This is a genomic window from Candidatus Zixiibacteriota bacterium, from assembly GCA_014728145.1.
Classification (GTDB): domain Bacteria; phylum Zixibacteria; class MSB-5A5; order JAABVY01; family JAABVY01; genus WJMC01.
The window spans coordinates 1-18,071 of record WJMC01000206.1 but is presented as its reverse complement, the minus strand read 5'-3'; the positions used below and the strand labels follow the sequence as shown (position 1 = coordinate 18,071).

The window sequence follows — 18,071 nt, the reverse complement described above, 5'->3', positions numbered from 1 at the left end:
TGCCATGAAATTAGGAAATTTTCAAATCGATGTTTTCGTTGAGAACGCTTCTTATGTCGACGGCGGGATGATGTTCGGTGTGGTGCCGAAAAAAATCTGGCAGAAGACAGTCAAGTCCGAACGTGATAACCTGGTCGAGATGGATCTGAATATCTTCGTGATCCGCACAGGTGATAAAAATATTGTAGTCGATACCGGTCTGGGAGATCTTTTGACAGATCGACAGAGAAAGATGTACGGTTGCTATGAGCCCTCGAGGATGACTGCCGGGCTGAGCGATCTGGGATTGTCCGAGGATGATATCGATTACGTGATCCAGACTCATCTGCATCTCGACCATGTCGGCGGCGCTGTCAAAGACGATGGTTCCGGTAATGTCGTACCGCGTTTTCCGAATGCCGAATATATCGTTCAGAAATCGGAGTACGAGGCGGCTCGAAATCCCGATGACCGCTCTCTTGCGGCTTATGACATGGACAAAATACGACCGTTGAATTCTGCCAGGCAGTTGCGTATAATCGACGGCAACTACGATCTGTTGCCGGGCATCAAGCTGGTATTGACAGGAGCGCATTCATTCGGCCACCAGGGCGTGATCATTGAATCGGAAGGGGAGAAGCTGTTCCTGTTCGCGGACATCATGCCGTTTTCTGTCCACCTGCGTCCGGCCTATGTCGCCTCGGCTGACCTGTTTCCGCTGGAGACGATCAAGATCAAAAAAAAGCTGGTGCCCGATCTGGCCAAAAACGGATGGTTTCTCGGTTTCGACCACGAAATAGATATCAAGATCGCTAAGATCGTCGATGACGGCAACAAATTCGTCGCTCAAAAAGTTGTGTGAAAAAAATCTGGTTTAGATAGAGGATGGTGACTATGGCTTCCGAAGACAAGCTCGAACAACTCAAGAAACTGCAACAGAAGGCTCGCCTGGGTGGCGGAGAAAAACGTATCGAGAAACAGCATGAGAAAGGTAAGCTGACCGCACGCGAGAGAATCGATCTGCTTCTGGACAAAGGCTCGTTCGAGGAATTCGATATGTTCGTGCGCCATCGCTCGTCGGACTTCGGGCTCGACAAGCAAAAGTACTACACCGATGGTGTTGTTACCGGATGCGGTACCATCGATGGTCGCAAGGTGTTCGTGTTTTCCCAGGATTTCACCATCTTCGGAGGGTCGTTATCGGAAGCTCACGCAGAAAAAATCTGCAAGATCATGGATATGGCCATGAAAGTCGGCGCACCGGTGATCGGCCTCAATGATTCCGGCGGGGCCCGAATCCAGGAGGGTGTGGTTTCGCTGGGCGGGTATGCCGACATCTTCTTGCGCAATACCCTGGCATCCGGAGTTGTCCCGCAGATCTCCGTCATCCTAGGGCCATGTGCCGGGGGCGCGGTCTATTCACCCGCTATCACCGATTTCACCCTGATGGTCAAAGGGACTTCATATATGTTCGTAACCGGTCCCAACGTGGTCAAAACTGTAACCCATGAGGAAATCACCAGCGAGGAACTGGGAGGCGCAATGGTGCACGCATCCAAGTCGGGCGTGGCTCACCTGGTAGGCAACAACGAGGCCGAAACACTGCTTTTGACCCGTAAACTGTATTCATTTATCCCGCAGAACAACCTTGACGATCCCCCGGTGGTTGAATGTACCGATCCGGAAGATCGTATGGATGAGGAATTGAATGAGATTGTACCCGAAAATCCCAATAAACCGTATGATATAAAAGATGTCATCACCCGTATAGTCGATCACGGCGACTTCTTCGAGATCATGCCCGATTACGCCCAGAACATCGTAGTCGGATTCTGCCGGCTGGGAGGCAAATCAGTCGGTATTATCGCCAATCAACCGCTATTTTTGGCGGGTGTGCTGGACATCAACTCTTCTGATAAGGCGGCCCGGTTTATTCGTTTCTGCGATGCTTTCAACATCCCGATTTTGACTTTTGAGGATGTGCCCGGTTTCCTGCCAGGTACCGACCAGGAGTTCGGCGGAATCATTCGTCATGGCGCTAAACTGCTTTTTGCTTACTGCGAGGCAACGGTGCCCAAGATCACGGTCATCACCCGCAAGGCGTACGGCGGGGCTTACGACGTCATGAACTCCAAGCATGTGCGCGGTGATATGAATTACGGCTGGCCCTCGACCGAGATCGCTGTGATGGGTCCCAAGGGCGCGGTCGAGATCATCTTCAAACGCGAGATCGCCGAAGCTGATGATGCCGAAGCTGCTACCGATAAAAAGGTCGAGGAATTCCGTGAGAAATTTGCCAATCCATATATCGCGGCGGAACGTGGTTACCTCGATGATGTAATCGAGCCCAGGACTACACGTCCGCGGCTGATTCGTGCTTTCTCGATGCTCTCCACTAAGCGCGACTCCAATCCTCCCAAAAAGCACGGCAATATCCCGTTGTAAAGCGGGAAAGAGTTGGACTCAGTCATCCTGAGGAGGAATCACGCTCTGGCATGATGAAGACTTGAGGATCCCTAGCATCGTTATGGAATGTCTTGAATTCTCGACTTTAGTCGGGAACTTGTGACCTGCCATGGAAAAAATCCGATGCTTGAGATTTCTCCACTCGTCCACCGATCAAGATCGGTGTCCTCGGTCAAAATGACAATTCATGTGTATGTCTCATTGCGGGTAGCATAGCGACGAAGCAATCTCATACATCTGGAACATGAGCATGGCTTCAATTTTATGATTTCGATAACTTTCATGCTGACTACACATTATTTTTACGGAAGTCGCAACCAGACGCAGGAGATAAAACACGACTGGTAGAAGCGAGATCAATCAGTATTAGTGGAATACTCTATCAGATATTATAAATAAAATTGCTGAACAATTCAGGTTTTCAATTGTTGTAGTACATGAGCTTACGATAACAAAACGGAAGGGATTACAAAATGCTTTCATGGGCATTAATATTTTTTATCATCGCCCTGATCGCGGCAGTGTTCGGATTTACCGGCATAGCTGTAGCCGCGGCAGGAATCGCCAAGATTCTGTTCTTTATCTTCTTGATATTCTTCGTAGTATCTTTAATATTGGGATTAGTAAGACGACCTCCGAAAGCTTGACGGATAAAGGCCAATATGAATAATAAGCAGGTTCTGAAGAGCCTGCTTTTACTCTTCGGTTTCCTTTTTGTCTTCGGCAAACAATGTCGCCAGGGGAGCGTAGAAGCCGAGCGCATAGAGGTCAAAGTCAATTAAATTCTTTTTGACCAGGGGTAATGTACTGACCACCATACGAGCGTGTTCGATATCCTCGCACTCCAGGATTAATACCGCTCCGGGGGTGCCCTCGGTACGGAAATACATCTCCCGCACAAATCCTTTTTGATACAATCCCCAGACGGCACGGGCTTCTTCCGGCAGATTGTTTAAGATTTCCTCGCTGGTGGCATCGGGCAGGATTTTGTCGATTGCCAGTATCTTCATAATTATACCTCCCTGTAAAAGCGCTCGATCGCTTATCCCATAGTCATCCATACAAAAAGCAAGATAAGAAACGATAGCGCAGGGCACAATTAATAACATTATTAAATCTGCAATCGATTTACGTATATAACTTGTTATTCCTGCAACAGCCTGGCAAGAAAAAACGGCCCCCGCGAGGGAGCCGTTTTCGAAGAGAGATATAAAAAAGATCTATTTTCTGAGCATATTGTTGGCGATAACCAGTCTCTGGACTTCAGAGGTGCCCTCGTAGATTTCAGCCACACGCTGATCACGATAGAGCTTCTCTATGACAGAGAACTCGCCGATATAGCCGTAGCCGGAATGGATCTGCATACAGCGGTCTACACAGAAATTGGCGGCTTCGGAGGCAAACAGTTTAGCCTGCGAGGCGGACAGGTTGATTGACTCGCCCTTGTCCTGAATCTGTGCGGCTTTATAAGTTAACAGGCGCGCGGCTTCGACCTTGGTCGCCATATCCGCGATCATCCACTGGATCGCCTGCAGTTTGGCGATCGGCGCACCAAAAGCGATACGTTCCTTGGAGTACTTGATAGCCTCATCGAGTGCGCGCTGGGCGATACCGGTAGACTGGGCGGCAATCCCGATCCGGGCGCCGTCGAGTGTTTTCATCGCCATTTTGAATCCCTTGCCGGGCTGGCCCAAAAAATTCTCCTTGGGGACTTTCACGTCATGGTATTCAATCCGGCCCGTGGTCGCGTAACGCATACCCATCTTGTTCATGAGGGTAAAAGCTTTGAAGCCCTCGGAATCAGCCGGTACGATCAGGGCAGATACCTTGGGACGATCGCCTTCGTCAGCTTTGAGTTTGCCGAATGTTACCGCGTAGTGGCAGACGTCGCCATGCATGATGAATATCTTTTCGCCGTTGACGATATAATGATCATCTTTTTCCTCGAATGTCAGACTCTGGTTGGCCGCATCCGAACCCGCATCGCGCTCGGTCAGCGCGAATGCCGGAATCAACTCGCCGGTGGCCGCCTTGGGGATCCATTTCTGCTTCTGTTCATCGGTTCCGAAGTTCATGATCGGATCGACCGCCAGCTGTGAAACTGCAGACAGAAGCGATGATGGAGCGTCATGGTAGGCCAGTTCCTCGATCATAGTGGCGTATTCTATCTTCTTATGACCACCGCCCCCATATTCCTTCGGCATAACGTATCCGACAAGCCCTTTTTCTGCCAGTTTTTGGAATATATCATGAGCGAACGCGTCAGGTTCGCGGTCATGCTTCAACCCCAGGGGTTCGATCTCCTTCGGGCAGAATTCACGCATCATGTCACGTATCGGCTGTTGCAATTCCGGGTCGACGTTGTAAGTCATCTATTTCCTCCTTGATATCAGTATGGAAAAACGCATTTATGTCCGGCAGGGTTGGTTACTCGTTTTGACTCTGCTTTTTTTCCTGTTGTTTTTTCTTGATCATCTGAAGTAGCCGTTCGCGCCGGGCCTTCTCTTTTTTCTTCTCTTCTTCTACTTCTTCCCAGGTCTCCATCGCTTCAACCATAATCCCGGAAGCGCTCGAAACCTGCGAACCGGAACGCATGTACTGAACATACAGCACCGCGTTGGCGTCCTCACCGCCGGCAACTTCCTTGAGTTTGTAATCCATGTCCTGTGAGGATTCGAGGTCATCATGGGCTTGTGCGCGGTAATTGATTACACCGAGCACTTTATAGGGAAAGTCAACATCGCCATACTCGATCAGCACCGGTTCCGGGTCGAGCGGATGCTCTTTTTTGAACTCCGGCGGTTTCTTGGCTTCTTCGCTTCGTTTTTTGATCTCTTCGGCGTTGAGATACTCTACTACTATGGCGTCGGTGTACAGTTCACCCGCCGCTGTCTCGTAGTGGTCAACGAAAATAGCGGCATCGCCATCCAGGCCCTCGACAATTGACCGGATATCGTTTTCGTTGTCGATTTCCGCTTCCTCGCCAACTGCGGAATTTCTCAGTGTTTGCATTTTTATGATCTTATAGGCGGTATCGACATCCTGATAAAATATTTCGATCTTGTTGTCATTGGTTTCTTCATCAGCCATCAGCCTGCCGTTCAAGATGAGCAGACCGGCCATGACAAAGGCTGTCAATGTCAGTAATTTGATTTTATTACCCATCATAAAACAACTCCGGTTTATCATTAAAACAGTTTTTCATCCGGTTTTTTATTGGCAATTTCCTGCTTGATATAATCGATGATATCCTCAGTCGGTGTACCCGGACCAAAAAGCTTGTCGATTCCCCTGGCTTCGAGTTCACGGATATCATCCTCTGGTATAATTCCTCCGCCGAACAAGACTATATCTTCCGCACCTTTTTCCCTGAGCATTTTTTTGATGGCGGGGAAAAGGGTCATGTGGGCTCCCGACAGAATCGAAACTCCGATAAAATCTACATCTTCCTGCAGAGCCGCCTCCACGATCATGGAAGGGGTCTGCCTCAGGCCGGTATAGATAACTTCCATTCCGGCATCACGCAGGGCGGAAGCGATCACCTTGATTCCGCGATCGTGACCATCCAGCCCCGGTTTCGCTAACAAAATTCTTATTTTTCTCTCCATAAGGCCCTTGCTTTCTTGCTAATTTATTAGGGTGAATATACTTAACTTTCACCAAAATGCAACAAAAATCCGGCCCGCGGGCTCCATGAGAGTATACACTTGAGAGCACAGTTTGTACCCATGTCAAGAGCAGGTTTCTTGCATAGCATAAGCTATCAGCAAGCAGTCATATCTAAAATACAGTAAGCTGGCGGAAGGATTTGCACTTGCCAAACTAACCCGGGATGGCTATTATATACGGTTGTTTTGAGATATGTTTTCAGGAGGATTATATGATTTCGACATCAGATTTCAGGCGCGGAATGAAATTGGCTATAGACGGCGAACCGTATGTCATACTTGAGTTTCAAAATGCCCGTACCGCCCAGAGAAGGGCCAATGTCACTACCAAGTTAAAACACATCATCACCGGCCAGGTGCTCGAGAAAGTCTTTTCCTCGGGGACGCAGTTCGAGATTCCCGATTTCGATGACCGCAAGATGCAATACATGTATACCGATGGCGAAAGCTATCATTTCATGGATACCGAGACCTACGACCAGGTGGCTCTGCACAAGGACCAGATGGAAGACTACAAGGGGTACCTGGTGGAAAACAACGAATATGATATCCTGTTTTTCGAGGGCAGTCCGATCTCGATGGAGCTTCCTCCTTCGATGGAGTTCAAGGTGGTCGAGTGTGAGCCGGCGGTCAAGGGTGACCGTGTTTCCAATGTCATGAAGGGAGCAACTCTCGAAACCGGGTTGGAAGTCAAGGTTCCGATTTTCATCAAGGAAGGTGACGTCATCAAAGTCGACACGCGAGAGGCCAAGTATATCGAGCGGGTATCGATGTGAGCGAGATCGTCGTACCGGATGAATATATCGGCACCGATGAGTCCGGTAAAGGCGACCTGTTTGGGCCCCTCGTGATCGCGGCCGTACTTTTGGATAGATCCAATAAGTCTGCCCTCGACAGCCTGAATATACTGGAATCCAAACGGATAACCGACAGGCGCGCCCTTTCTCTGGCTGAAGATATCAAGGGGACTGCTCCCAATTCGATTGTACTGATCAGCCCTTTAAAATACAATGAGCTGTATGCCCGGATTCGCAACCTGAACAAGCTTTTGGCGTGGGGGCACGCGCGTGCGGTGGAAAATGTTTTGGATCGAGACGATTGTGCCACAGTGGTCTCTGATCAATTTGGTGATGCTTCCCTGATTCAAAATTCTCTCATGAAAAAAGGCCAGGCTGTCAACCTGCTCCAGACACATCGCGGTGAACGCCACTTGGCTGTGGCCGCCGCTTCGGTTCTGGCCCGGGCCGCTTTTCTAAGTTATCTCGATAAACTTTCCCTGCAGTTTGGACTTAAGCTTCCCAAGGGCGCCGCGCCGATTGTTGACCAGGCAGTTCTGCAATTCGTTCAGGCCCATGGTCGTGAAGCTTTGGGGCATGTCGCCAAACTGCATTTCAAAAACCTCAAAAAACTGCATTGAAGCTGTTCAATTCCTGCGCAAAAATTAATATTAACTCTTAGATATAAGTTCTTCCCGCTTAAAATAACTCCGCTTCAGCCGATATCGTATACATAGAGTCAACTCGTTGTCTGAGGAGTAATATATGCAGGACATAATCTGGGCTTCGACCGCTAGCGCGTTCATGTTGGTTTTGTGGTTGTTGGTGCGTATGCGGGGCAGGTTCTTCCATATCAAGGAACGTCTGTTCCAGAAGCTCGGTTTCGGTTTGATGGCGATCAGCCTGTGGGCCCTGGCCAACTTTTTCCAGCATTATGCTCCGATAGAAGACTTGCAGAGCGCATCGCTGATGCTGATTTTTGAGATTGCCGGTGGTATTTCCCTGATGGCCGGTATATTTTTCTGTACTGTGGGAATAATCGGCTGGTTTTCGCTGTGGCGCAGAAACTCTCCCCGGTTCAGGTTGAAGAGGGTTTTTCCCGCGCTTGTCGCGAAATTGTCAGCGCTGGAAGACGGCGAAAACCCTGATCAGTTCGTTCAGGATGTTTCACGCAATATCATCGAATCTTTTTTGCCGGATTTCTTCACGCTTGAAAAATTTATGGAAAATGGCAAGATACTCATGCTGGACAGCAGACTGCCCAAAAATGAAGCCGGACATAAAGAGAAGGAAACGGAGAAAAAGGCAGAAAAAGCCGATCCGCATACCGGCTTCGAAAGAATACGTCTGAATTTCACAGATGCTGAATCCAATCGATATGCCCTGAGTTGTATGTTTCGAACTGAGCGGGGTGGATTTCCCGAGGAAATCAACCTGCGTCAGGTTCAGGAAATTACGAATAACCGTCTCAAGCGCCTGCGTCAGCGCAATGCCGAGCGGGTCAAGTTGCGGATGGCTGAATTCAAGAATTCGATGTTCAACCTGGCGGATAAGTCGGAGGACATCGTCAGTTACCTCAAACTGGTTTTCCCTCACCTGCAGGATATGATCCAGTGCGATTATATATCGGTAGCAGTTGTCGACAATGCGATTCAGAACATGTACCGATACAGTTATATCGAGGTCGGCGGTAAACTCGTTGAAAACGGCATTTGCTACCCGCTGGCACGAACCTCGGTACTGGATACCGCTCGTAAGCGTGAAATGATGGTTACGGGAAGCCTGCAATCTGATTTCTACCGCGACGATTATCATCTCTACAAAAGCGGTTTTTCATCCCGGCTCTCATATCCGCTGATCAATATGCTGGGCGAGTTGAAGGGCGTTTTGACTTTGGCCGCCGTTAAACCAAAAGCATTTGATCGAGTGAGAAAAGAGGAAGTCGATCTCATGAATATCGCTTTTTGCCGGCTGATCGATTTCCATACCGTTTCGACTATGATGACTACACTCAAAAAACAGATTGTTTCGAATTTCAATCTGACTTTTGGGCTTGGCGAACGAGAAATCAGCAGGGACTTCTTCAAGCAGACCGCCCGGATCGTCTCCGAGACTCTCCCGGCGACATTATGCCGAATCTGGCGCTACGACCGGGATCGAAACAGTCTCAACCCGATGGCATTGCATGACCTGCGGGGTGTCGATGAAGCACTTGAAAGAAGCCCTGAGGGGGTAATCCTGGATCGTCTGCCCCGTCACAAATCAGCTATTGAACTGGGCAAAGCGCTGATAATAAATCAGTCCAATCCCGACTTCAAGATGGAGAAACCGGAACTGGAAGCGCTCGGACTGCCGTCTCTGAAATCGGCGATTCTGGCTCCCATGAGGCTCAACAACCGTGTCACTGGAATTATCTCTGTGGGGGAAATGCGAAACTGGGAACGCCGTTCCCTGGGAGGTCAGGAACTGCTTTATTCACAAATTATTTCCGCGATAACAGCTCTCGCATTCGACCTCAGAAACCGTGAGAGAAGTTTCAGCGAAGTAAAATCCCAGCTCGCAAAACTGGAAAATTATTCAGAACTGTACCAGACCTATTTTGAACTGCCCGGAAAGCTGGCTTCTCCGGCTTCAGCTATTTTAGGCGCGGCAGAATTGATCTCACAGAAAATATCGGACAGCGATCCGGCTCTCGAGCGTTATAACCAGATTATTCTCAAGAGCGCCGGGGACGTGGTCAAAAACCTGAAAAAATATGAAGATATCAGAGCGAATTTGAGTACTAAATAAAGCTGTATTCAATATGTCTAATATTAAGCCGAATACCGAACAGCAAAAAGTCTCTGAAAAAACTAAGTGCAGGAAGCAAATCCCCGCGATATTTGCCGAAATGAAACGAATTTCCGGCCAGTACCCCCGCATACTCTGCGTGGATTCTGAGGAACGGCCGGCTTTATGCAGGGAACTGGAAGCCTCTGGCCTGGATCTCGAAATCGTGCTGTTGAACGGGACGGATTATCATAAGCGCTTGAGCGCTGACAGTAAAAGAGATGACCTGCTGGTTTTCGAGATTTACGGACAAGATCTCTGCCTGGAGTTCGAACGAACCGGATCGAAGTCCGATAACCAGCTTTTAAACGGGCTCAATCTTCAAATCCGTGAATTGACAAATATCCTGGCAGGTCATAAAAATGATCGGCTAAATCTGCTGACTACTATTGATAATCTTAACCGCCTGATTTGCGGCACTGTCGACCTGCGGGAAATATTTAAAGGGTTGGTGAAGGAACTCAAAAATGTTGTCCCGTATGACCGCGTATCGCTGGTCTCCTTCAGGCCGGAGATTGAATCTTTTTGCCTCGAGGCTGAATACGAGCGCGAAAGTGACAATTTTGATTTCAAAAAGCAAATAATCAGAACCGACCAGAGCAGTATCGCCAGAAATCATATAGAGCCGGAGGCTCAAATTTACAGCCTCAGTAAAGGCAATCTCGGTCACGGTATCATCACCCAGCAACTGGCCCGCAAAGGTTACAAGACATTCGTGACCTGTCCGATTATAGAGATGGGGCAACCGCTGGCCAGCCTGAATATCGGTTCGCTTGCTGATAATGTTTATACGGAAAATGATTTACAGAAGCTGAAGCAGATCTGCGCCCTGGTGGGACGAGCGCTGGTTTCGATTCGAAGCTTCCAGGAACTTCGCGCCTTGAGCCACAGCTTCAGTTTTTTCCGTAAAAATGTATGGCGACTGGAAAAGAGCCGCAATTTCGTGGAAATAGCCCGCGGTATCATGCACGCCATCAATAATCATCTGGCTTTGATTATGGGACGCTCACAGATACTGATGCATACACTCGATAAAGTCTCCGATGATCCCAAGCTCAAAAAGAGTATCGAACTGATCCTCAGAGCGACCACATCGTCGTCCGAACAGATCGCCATGTTACAGTCATTTTCACGTATGCGGGAGGACACGGAAATAGAGCATATCCGTCTTAAAGATTTTCTGGAAAGTATCTTCAACCTCTGCCTGCCGCGCTGGGAAGCGATCGGTCGCGGTCATGTCGAATTTGCATACGAGGTAGATGAGTCGATTACATTTTCCGGCTCTAAAGGTATGTTGCGGGAGGCTTTTATTAACCTTATCATGAACGCGGTTGAGGCACAGACCGAGGATGGCGGAGCGGTTAAGATCAGCGCCAAAAACAGCTACGATCTGGTGGAAATCAAAATTGAAGACAGTGGTGACGGAATATCAAAAATTGATTCAGAGTCTTTCTTCGTGCCGTTTCGTACCACTAAAGAATTCGGTTCCGGCCTGGGGCTGTATGTCGCTCGCGAAATAATAAACCATCACAACGGGCGTCTCGATTTCAAAAATTCAAAATCGGGCGGACTTATCCTGACAATTTCGCTTCCCTTGGAGAAGATGAAAATCGAACAGGAGCAAAGCGCTGTGATCAAAATCGAAAATGTGATGATACTCGATTCCAATTGCATCCACCGCAACCTGCTGGCGGATATCTGCCGAAAGCTCGGGTTTAATGTGAAAGGATTTAAAGAGGCGCAACAAGTTACGGCAAAGCTCAACTCCTTCGCCCCGGACCTGGTGATAGTCGATCAGGACAGTGTCGAGGGACTTCCACTCGATTTCTGCGAACGGCTTTACTCGGAAAATCCCGGGCTCAGAATCTGCCTTATGGGTCCTGCTATGGATCGCCCCGATTACCATATTGACCGTATCGACTGCGTTCATGCCTACCTCGGCAAACCTCTCGAGGAAAACCAGGTGGCTGAAATGATCAAGGCCTTGCAGGTCAATCCCTCGCATAAATATGTTTCGGCGGATACGCTTCCCGCAGAACAGAGCTCTTCTTAAACTTCACAAATAACTTGACTACATACGACTCAACTGCGTATATTTTTTAACAATTATCATCTTCTTGTTCCGGAATTACTTCAGCTTCGTGGCAAACATTATAATTATTTGTTTGACAAGAGGATAACTTGTTAATATAATTTATCGACTTCTGCCTGCCTTAATGTGTAAATTTCCTGGTAGGCGTAACATATTGGTGTATTGGAACTAATGAAAAGTGTTACATCGGCTGTTGCGGCTTTTCTGGCCTTGTTCTCGATCCTGTTTTCGGGGACGCTCCGATCCGAGATCATCTATCAAGATCAGGCATTATCCTTGAAAGCTTATGATGATCTCGTGACAGGCAGGTTAATGCCAAGAAATACAAGCGATTATATAGAAAACTTAAAGGACAGCCTGACATTATCCGAGGTCGGTGTAGCCGATATTCATACCATCAGCTTCAACCAGCTCGATAGTGTGGTTGTGCCCGGGGGATCATTTCTGGTTACCTTCCCGGAGGGTTTCCAGACCGGGGGACTGTTCAGCGCGACTTATGGCGACAACGATGAGGGCAATATTGATTTTGCGATCGATTCAGCCTCGATCAACGGACAGACTTATCAGTTGTTTCTGGACACTCTCGGGACGACTCCCTATCTCGGGTCGCAGATCAGGCTGATTTTCCCCGATCTGATCAATTCCTCGGTCGCGGGGGATTACCAGATCGCTCTGGCGGTTTTGGATTCGACCGGTCGACTGATTACCGGACCGACAGTCTCTCAGGAGTTCACTCTCGAACCGGGTCCGCTTGACAGTTTCGCTATTTCACCCGGCACCAACCAGCAGATCCAGGCTGGCGAGATGATTCAGTTCAGCGCTGTATGTTTCGATAGCCTGGAGAACTCACTCGATTGTGATGTCGAGTGGAGCATGGGGGAATACAAGGGTGGTGTTCTTACCGAAGATGGTCTTTTCCTGGGACGCTTTCGAGGTCTCACATGGATTCGCTACCAGCTCGATATGATCCTCGACAGCGTCGGTGTGTTTGTGTTCGCTGGAGATTTCGACCGGATTCATATGACCGTGGAGCAGGAGCAGGTTGTAGCCGGCAAGCAGTTGTCCGATTCGGTGTTGATCCGGATATTTGATCGTTATGACAACACGATTGAAAAGTATTTCGGGCAGGCCTGGTTTGAAAGCTCCGATCCTTTGGCGGAACTGTATTATAATCCGACTTTCAGGTACCAGTTCCTGGTAGATGACCAGGGCCAGAGGAGATTTCCGGGTGAGCAATTTGTGTTCAATACCGCTGGAGTTCAGAAACTGTATGTGGTTTCCAGCGATGATGGCCGGGATACCGCTTATATCGAAGTTTTGCCCGATCTGGCTGCGGACTTCAATACAATCTGGCCCGATTCGGTACGGGCCGGTCAGCAGTTCAATATCTCGGTTTCGAATTTGCGCGATGCCTCCGGCAACCTGCTCGAGGGTGTAATGCAGGTCAGCCTGGCCGGTGACGGCACCGCACCCGATGGTTCAGCTCCGTCGATCAACCCGATCACAATCGCGAATGGAAACGGCACGGCAGTGCAGAAACTGGTCGCCAGTGAACAGGTTAGTTTTAACCTGCAGTACGACACGATCAGCCGTACGATCGGTCCGATAAAAGTCGCCGGAAGTCCAGCGGAATCTTTCGACTTTGAGCTTGCCACCCCCCAGGTGGTAGGGTCGCCATTCGGAGGGACCGCTCAATTGACAGCGCTCGATCAGTATGGCAATGTCGCTCTTGATTTCGATGCTTCGCTCGATACGGTAGTAATCAGCGCTCTGGGTAATGGATCTATCGTCAACGACAGCATCTATGCCGAGGATGCCTTCGAAAACGGTATCTGTGATTTGACACGTTTCGATATAGCCTATTCGGGACCGGATCGTTTCCTCAAATTCAAAGCAGTCAGTAAATCCGGAGTGGAAGGAACCAGCGAAACAATCGAATTTACCTCGACTGCGATCGAACGGATCAGCCTCTCCTCGGAAGCGCTTTACCGTGGAGATCAGTTTGTAGCTACGGTCACTCTCGCGAACTACGGCAGTCTCAATATGGCGCTGGATGGATTGACATTAGAGACCACGCAGGGCAGTTTGATTATCGACAGCATTCGTCCTGAACTGCCTGATACAATCGGTGGCAACAGTTCGCGTTCTTATGATCTATACAGCACACTGCCGTTCACATGGGCAAACCAGATGACCTTGTTCAAAGCTTCCTACACGGGATTTTACGACCAGCAGGCGGTTTCCGGGGAATCCGGGTTTCTCGATTCACTGAGGGTGCTCAGTCAGCAGGAGGCAACCTATGTTGAAGGTTCATTGAATTTACAGCGCCTAACCCGTGGAAGAGATTATGATTTCAACTTACAGCTCAAAAACCTGGGTGAAAATGTCATCAGTCTCAATACCGAGAGTTTCCTCTCACTTTCCGACGGTACACATACTGTCAACGCGCAACTGGATGTTCCCACCTTCCTGCCGACATCGGGAGAAGCGGTCAACCTGTTTTTTGAAGCGCTTTCGGTGCCGACCGGTTTCGAGTCGGGAAAATATCAGTTATATCTAACACTATCAGGCTTGCAGGGAAGTTCCGCATACAGCGAGACGCTGGCGTTAACCGATTCAGTCACTGTCCAAACCCCGCCAGAGTTTGAGTATCTAGCCGGCAGCCTGGCTCCGATTGAAATATTCAGGGGAGCACCTGCTGAGTTCGAGTTGACCCTTCAAAACAACGGCCAGGCATCTTTGATTCTGAGCAGGGATGACAGCTATCTCGAGCTCAGTTCCGCGGGACGCAAAGTCCGATTCGTGCCGGCAGTCGAAGACGACACCCTGAACACGGGACAGAACCTGCTGGTATTCGAGCCCGATCGTGTACCCACCGATTTTCCGAGTGGAGACAATTCACTGAGCCTGGTGCTCGAGGGGATTGCCAACCACAGGATCGAAAACTTCCAGCTCGAACTGGGCGATAACCTCGTGGATATCCTCGAAGGAGGAGCTGTTCAGATCGCCGGTATGCGCAATGACGCCCGCAATGCTCCTTACGTCAACACCGGGCAGACTTTCAGTGTTTACGTGCTGTTGGCGAATCTGGGTTCGGAAGTCCTGACCGATGTATGGGTCAGGCTGAGTGCCGGGCAGAGCCAGGTAACAACTGATTCGGTCCTTCTGGAAAGCCTGGATGTAAATGCAATCGACTCGGTCCGGATCTGGCTGGATGGCGCCGAACAGCCTGTTGCGGTCGAGATTCTGCGAGCCGAGATAGTGAGAGCTACCGGCCAGACGACCGGTGAACCGGCCTCAGTTATATCATCCGAAAATAACAGCCTGGTGATCACGGTTCAGAGCCCGGCCCTGATCGATCCCGATCTCCGGATCAGTTCACCGGCCGACGCGCTCGATGGTGTTATGGGAACGCGCCAGGAGTTTGTGCTTACGGCTGAATTTAATAACCTTGGACAGGCGGAGGCTGACCTGGGGATGGCGGAACTGTATCTGCCTTCCGGTTTTACTTCCGATGATGACCTGACGGTGGTATTCGAGGTGGGAACCCCTCTCAGATGGGATGTCGTATGTCCCGACAACGCCCAGGTTTCCGAATTGATTGTGGATATAGTTTCCACACCGGATGATCTTAATACAGAGCAGACCGCACTTGTGACGAAGCAGGCGGATACATTGGCGGTTGAAGTTAGAGAAGAACTGCCAACCGCGGTTTTCAGGCATTCATTTGGAGCTTACGATTTGGTCTATCCGGGACAGACCCTGGAGGTGATGGAAGTCCGTCTGACCACTCGTGAGGGACGCGACAATGCGCGGGCGGTTCTGACTGATATGACGTTTGAATTTGCCGATCGTACTGGGGCGATTGATATCGAGGGGCAATTCTTGTCCGGTATAATCGATTTCGATGGTGAAAGCTATGAGGCTGTTTTCGAGGGCAACCGGATGAGCTTCAATTTTGGTACAGATGTTATCTTTTCCGAGGAAGACGAAGCGTTGCTCGACCTCAGGCTGGTGGTTTCCAATCAGGCCACATTGGAGAACTTCGCGATTTCAACCGACACTTCGCTCATAAAAACTTATGATTATACATTCGGCAATGTCGGCAACAGGCTTCGTCTGACCGGTTACGACGGCCAGCCGCTCGCTGTCGAGAAGAGCTACGGGGCTGTGCCGGATGATTTCGAGAATTCATTTTACAACTTTCCCAATCCGTTTGACCCGGAAACCGAAACGACTTCGATTGTATATTTCCTCCCAATCGAAAGTGATGTTAAGTTCGATATTTATACGCTAACCGGTGAATCTGTTTACTCTCTGGCTATACCGGCCGGATCATCGGGAGCACTGGGGGGAAGGATCAATCAGTTTTACTGGGAAGGTGTCAACGGTGACGGAGTCAGGGTTCTGGAAGGTGTCTATATTGCGGTTCTGAAATATTCAGGTGGCGAGGCCCGTACAAAAATCGCGGTGGTAAAATAGATGTCTGGTATTTTAAAAAAAGTCTGTCTGGTGTTGTTCCTGGTTTGTATTGCGATTTCATGTTTGGATGCGCAGGATTATACTTCCGGTCGTGAATCGCTTTTCATACTTGGAGGAGGCGGACGACCGCTCGGTATGGGGGGAACTTATGCCGGTTTTGGGTCCGATGGCTCCGCGGTTTACTACAATCCTGCCGGACTTGGTTTTCTGCAGTATCGTGAACTGACATTGTTTCAGGCTTCCCTGTTCGAAGGCACTGATTTCATGTTTGCATCAGCCTCATGGCCGACACTCAACCTGGGTACGTTTGCAGTTTCCGGGATGCTTCTAAAAACCGACAACGTGGTTTTTCGCGATCGCCTGGGAGTGCTCTCAAGCGAGGATTACAGGACCGGGCAGTACTGGTTTTCCTATGGTCTCAGGCTTTTCAGTAGCTTGTCGCTGGGGATGAATTTCAAGTACCTGGATCAATCGCTGGCAGATTATAACGCATCCTCGGGATCGTTCGATGTCGGATTGATGACGCGCTTCGGAGACTTTCTCTTTTTGGGGGTGAACGCGCAGGATCTGCTTTCCGGCGAGTTCAGCATGGGTGGCGGAGGAGAATCTCTGCCGTACAATATCAAAGCCGGGGCGGCAATAAAACTGAAGCCGTCTCGAACGATCAGCCTGATTCTTGCGGGAGATATCGACAAGACTGAAAAAGTCAAGACCAAGATTCATGCCGGTACCGAACTGGGGATTTCCGATTTATTTTTTTTGCGGGGAGGTTACGACCGAAGCGAGATGACTTTTGGTGCCGGTCTGCGTTATCGTATGATTGAATTCGACTATGCTTACAAGGCCCACGCTGAACTGGACGGGACGCACAGGTTCGGCCTGACCTTCTTTTTCGGACCTACGATCGATCAGCAAAAGCAGGACAGGATCCGTAAACAGAGAGAGGCGGAACAGCGTCGCGCTGAAGAGTCCCGCAGGCAAAGAATCGAAAACCTTACCGAACGCGCCGACAGCTTTTTCAAATCAGAAAACTGGGATTCAGCCGCGGCATACTATAACCAGGTGCTGGCCTATGAGGAGGACAATCAGCATGCGATTGTCCGGCTCAATGAAATTGGTGAGATCGTCAGGGAACTGGAGCAGGCCGAAATCGACACCAGGGCAGGCGAGAAGGCATACGATCAGCTCCTCGAAAAACATCGCCGGAGCGCGGATTCACTGTTTGCCACGGGCGAGTATGATAATGCCCGCCTGGAATACAATAAGCTTCTCGAACTCGATTCAACCAGCAACCACGCGCAACAACGTCTGGAAGATATCGAGACTCATTTCGAACAACGCTTCCGGAGCCTGGTCAATCGCGGCGATCGTCGATTGAATGCGGAAGATTATGCCGACGCGATTGTATCATATACCGAAGCGCTTGAAATCAGGCCTGACAGCCCGGCCGTACGGCGCAAAATCGGCCAGGCGAAACAGCGGATGCTTTTGGCGCAGAAAATCGACCAGGCGGTAGAACTTTTGGAGGAGGGCGATTCGACGCAAGCTAAACAGGAATTCGAGGATATTCTGGAAGATCATCCGGACAATAAAACCGCCGCCGATTACCTGCGCAGGATGAGCGAGGAGAAAGCGGTTCCACCGGTCGCCATTGAAGAAATCCGTCAGGATGAAGAATACTGGCAGTATTATCTCGACGGTCTCAAGAGTTTTGGCGAAGGCGATTATGAGCAGGCGATAGAGATGTGGGAGAGAGTGCTCGAGAAATATCCCGGCTCT

At 49.6% G+C, this 18,071-nt stretch carries 13 protein-coding genes; 9 read left to right on the top strand and 4 right to left on the bottom strand.

What is annotated here, in order from left to right; translation table 11 throughout:
- The first annotated feature begins 4 nt into the window (after window positions 1-4).
- The 3 genes from GF404_11780 to GF404_11770 all read left to right on the top strand — a co-directional run bounded on the left by GF404_11780 (window position 5) and on the right by GF404_11770 (window position 3,092).
- A complete protein-coding gene (locus tag GF404_11780; GenBank protein MBD3382861.1) occupies window positions 5-841 on the top strand; it encodes an MBL fold metallo-hydrolase in 837 nt (278 codons plus the stop codon).
- Between the two features lie 32 nt (window positions 842-873).
- Entirely contained in the window at window positions 874-2,424 is a 1,551-nt protein-coding gene (locus tag GF404_11775; protein ID MBD3382860.1) for a methylmalonyl-CoA carboxyltransferase, read from the top strand.
- Window positions 2,425-2,918: 494 nt separating this feature from the next.
- On the top strand, window positions 2,919-3,092 hold the full coding sequence (locus tag GF404_11770; protein MBD3382859.1) for a DUF1328 domain-containing protein: 174 nt from the start codon (window positions 2,919-2,921) through the stop codon (window positions 3,090-3,092).
- Between the two features lie 48 nt (window positions 3,093-3,140).
- Here the strand turns inward: GF404_11770 and GF404_11765 are convergent, their stop codons facing one another.
- The 4 genes from GF404_11765 to GF404_11750 form a co-directional block, all read right to left on the bottom strand.
- Window positions 3,141-3,455: a superoxide dismutase gene (locus tag GF404_11765; GenBank protein ID MBD3382858.1), complete on the bottom strand. Its 315-nt coding sequence runs from the start codon at window positions 3,453-3,455 to the stop codon at window positions 3,141-3,143.
- Window positions 3,456-3,665: 210 nt separating this feature from the next.
- The gene (locus GF404_11760) at window positions 3,666-4,817 is read right to left on the bottom strand and encodes an acyl-CoA dehydrogenase (protein MBD3382857.1); all 1,152 of its coding nucleotides are present in this window, start codon (window positions 4,815-4,817) and stop codon (window positions 3,666-3,668) included.
- 55 nt (window positions 4,818-4,872) lie between these two features.
- Window positions 4,873-5,613 carry a hypothetical protein gene (locus tag GF404_11755; GenBank protein MBD3382856.1) on the bottom strand — a complete coding sequence of 247 codons (741 nt, stop codon included), beginning with the start codon at window positions 5,611-5,613 and terminating at the stop codon, window positions 4,873-4,875.
- Window positions 5,614-5,633: 20 nt separating this feature from the next.
- Window positions 5,634-6,053, bottom strand: coding sequence for a methylmalonyl-CoA mutase (locus GF404_11750; protein MBD3382855.1), 420 nt, complete (start codon window positions 6,051-6,053; stop codon window positions 5,634-5,636).
- Window positions 6,054-6,325: 272 nt separating this feature from the next.
- Between GF404_11750 and efp the strand changes: the two genes are divergently transcribed.
- From efp to GF404_11720, 6 genes are all read left to right on the top strand, one after another.
- Entirely contained in the window at window positions 6,326-6,889 is a 564-nt protein-coding gene (gene efp, locus GF404_11745) for an elongation factor P (protein MBD3382854.1), read from the top strand.
- Complete coding sequence (gene rnhC / locus GF404_11740) at window positions 6,880-7,530, top strand: ribonuclease HIII (GenBank protein MBD3382853.1); 651 nt, start codon at window positions 6,880-6,882, stop codon at window positions 7,528-7,530. The genes efp and rnhC overlap by 10 nt, the downstream gene beginning before the upstream one ends.
- A gap of 124 nt (window positions 7,531-7,654) precedes the next feature.
- Entirely contained in the window at window positions 7,655-9,679 is a 2,025-nt protein-coding gene (locus GF404_11735; protein ID MBD3382852.1) for a hypothetical protein, read from the top strand.
- Window positions 9,680-9,692: 13 nt separating this feature from the next.
- Window positions 9,693-11,771, top strand: coding sequence for a response regulator (locus GF404_11730; protein ID MBD3382851.1), 2,079 nt, complete (start codon window positions 9,693-9,695; stop codon window positions 11,769-11,771).
- A 210-nt stretch (window positions 11,772-11,981) separates the two neighbouring features.
- The gene (locus GF404_11725; protein MBD3382850.1) at window positions 11,982-16,292 is read left to right on the top strand and encodes a hypothetical protein; all 4,311 of its coding nucleotides are present in this window, start codon (window positions 11,982-11,984) and stop codon (window positions 16,290-16,292) included.
- Window positions 16,293-18,071, top strand: a 1,779-nt coding sequence (locus GF404_11720) for a PorV/PorQ family protein (protein MBD3382849.1), incomplete at its 3' end; no start/stop codon positions are given.

Bases quoted from the DNA above. Each gene is read 5' to 3' on its own strand.
- GF404_11735 (MBD3382852.1), top strand. From the start codon at position 7,655: ATGCAGGACATAATCTGGGCTTCGACCGCTAGCGCGTTCATGTTGGTT.
- GF404_11765 (MBD3382858.1), bottom strand. From the start codon at position 3,455: ATGAAGATACTGGCAATCGACAAAATCCTGCCCGATGCCACCAGCGAG.
- GF404_11730 (MBD3382851.1), top strand. From the start codon at position 9,693: ATGTCTAATATTAAGCCGAATACCGAACAGCAAAAAGTCTCTGAAAAA.
- GF404_11750 (MBD3382855.1), bottom strand. From the start codon at position 6,053: ATGGAGAGAAAAATAAGAATTTTGTTAGCGAAACCGGGGCTGGATGGT.
- GF404_11755 (MBD3382856.1), bottom strand. From the start codon at position 5,613: ATGATGGGTAATAAAATCAAATTACTGACATTGACAGCCTTTGTCATG.
- GF404_11780 (MBD3382861.1), top strand. From the start codon at position 5: ATGAAATTAGGAAATTTTCAAATCGATGTTTTCGTTGAGAACGCTTCT.
- GF404_11760 (MBD3382857.1), bottom strand. From the start codon at position 4,817: ATGACTTACAACGTCGACCCGGAATTGCAACAGCCGATACGTGACATG.
- GF404_11775 (MBD3382860.1), top strand. From the start codon at position 874: ATGGCTTCCGAAGACAAGCTCGAACAACTCAAGAAACTGCAACAGAAG.
- GF404_11725 (MBD3382850.1), top strand. From the start codon at position 11,982: ATGAAAAGTGTTACATCGGCTGTTGCGGCTTTTCTGGCCTTGTTCTCG.
- efp (MBD3382854.1), top strand. From the start codon at position 6,326: ATGATTTCGACATCAGATTTCAGGCGCGGAATGAAATTGGCTATAGAC.
- GF404_11770 (MBD3382859.1), top strand. From the start codon at position 2,919: ATGCTTTCATGGGCATTAATATTTTTTATCATCGCCCTGATCGCGGCA.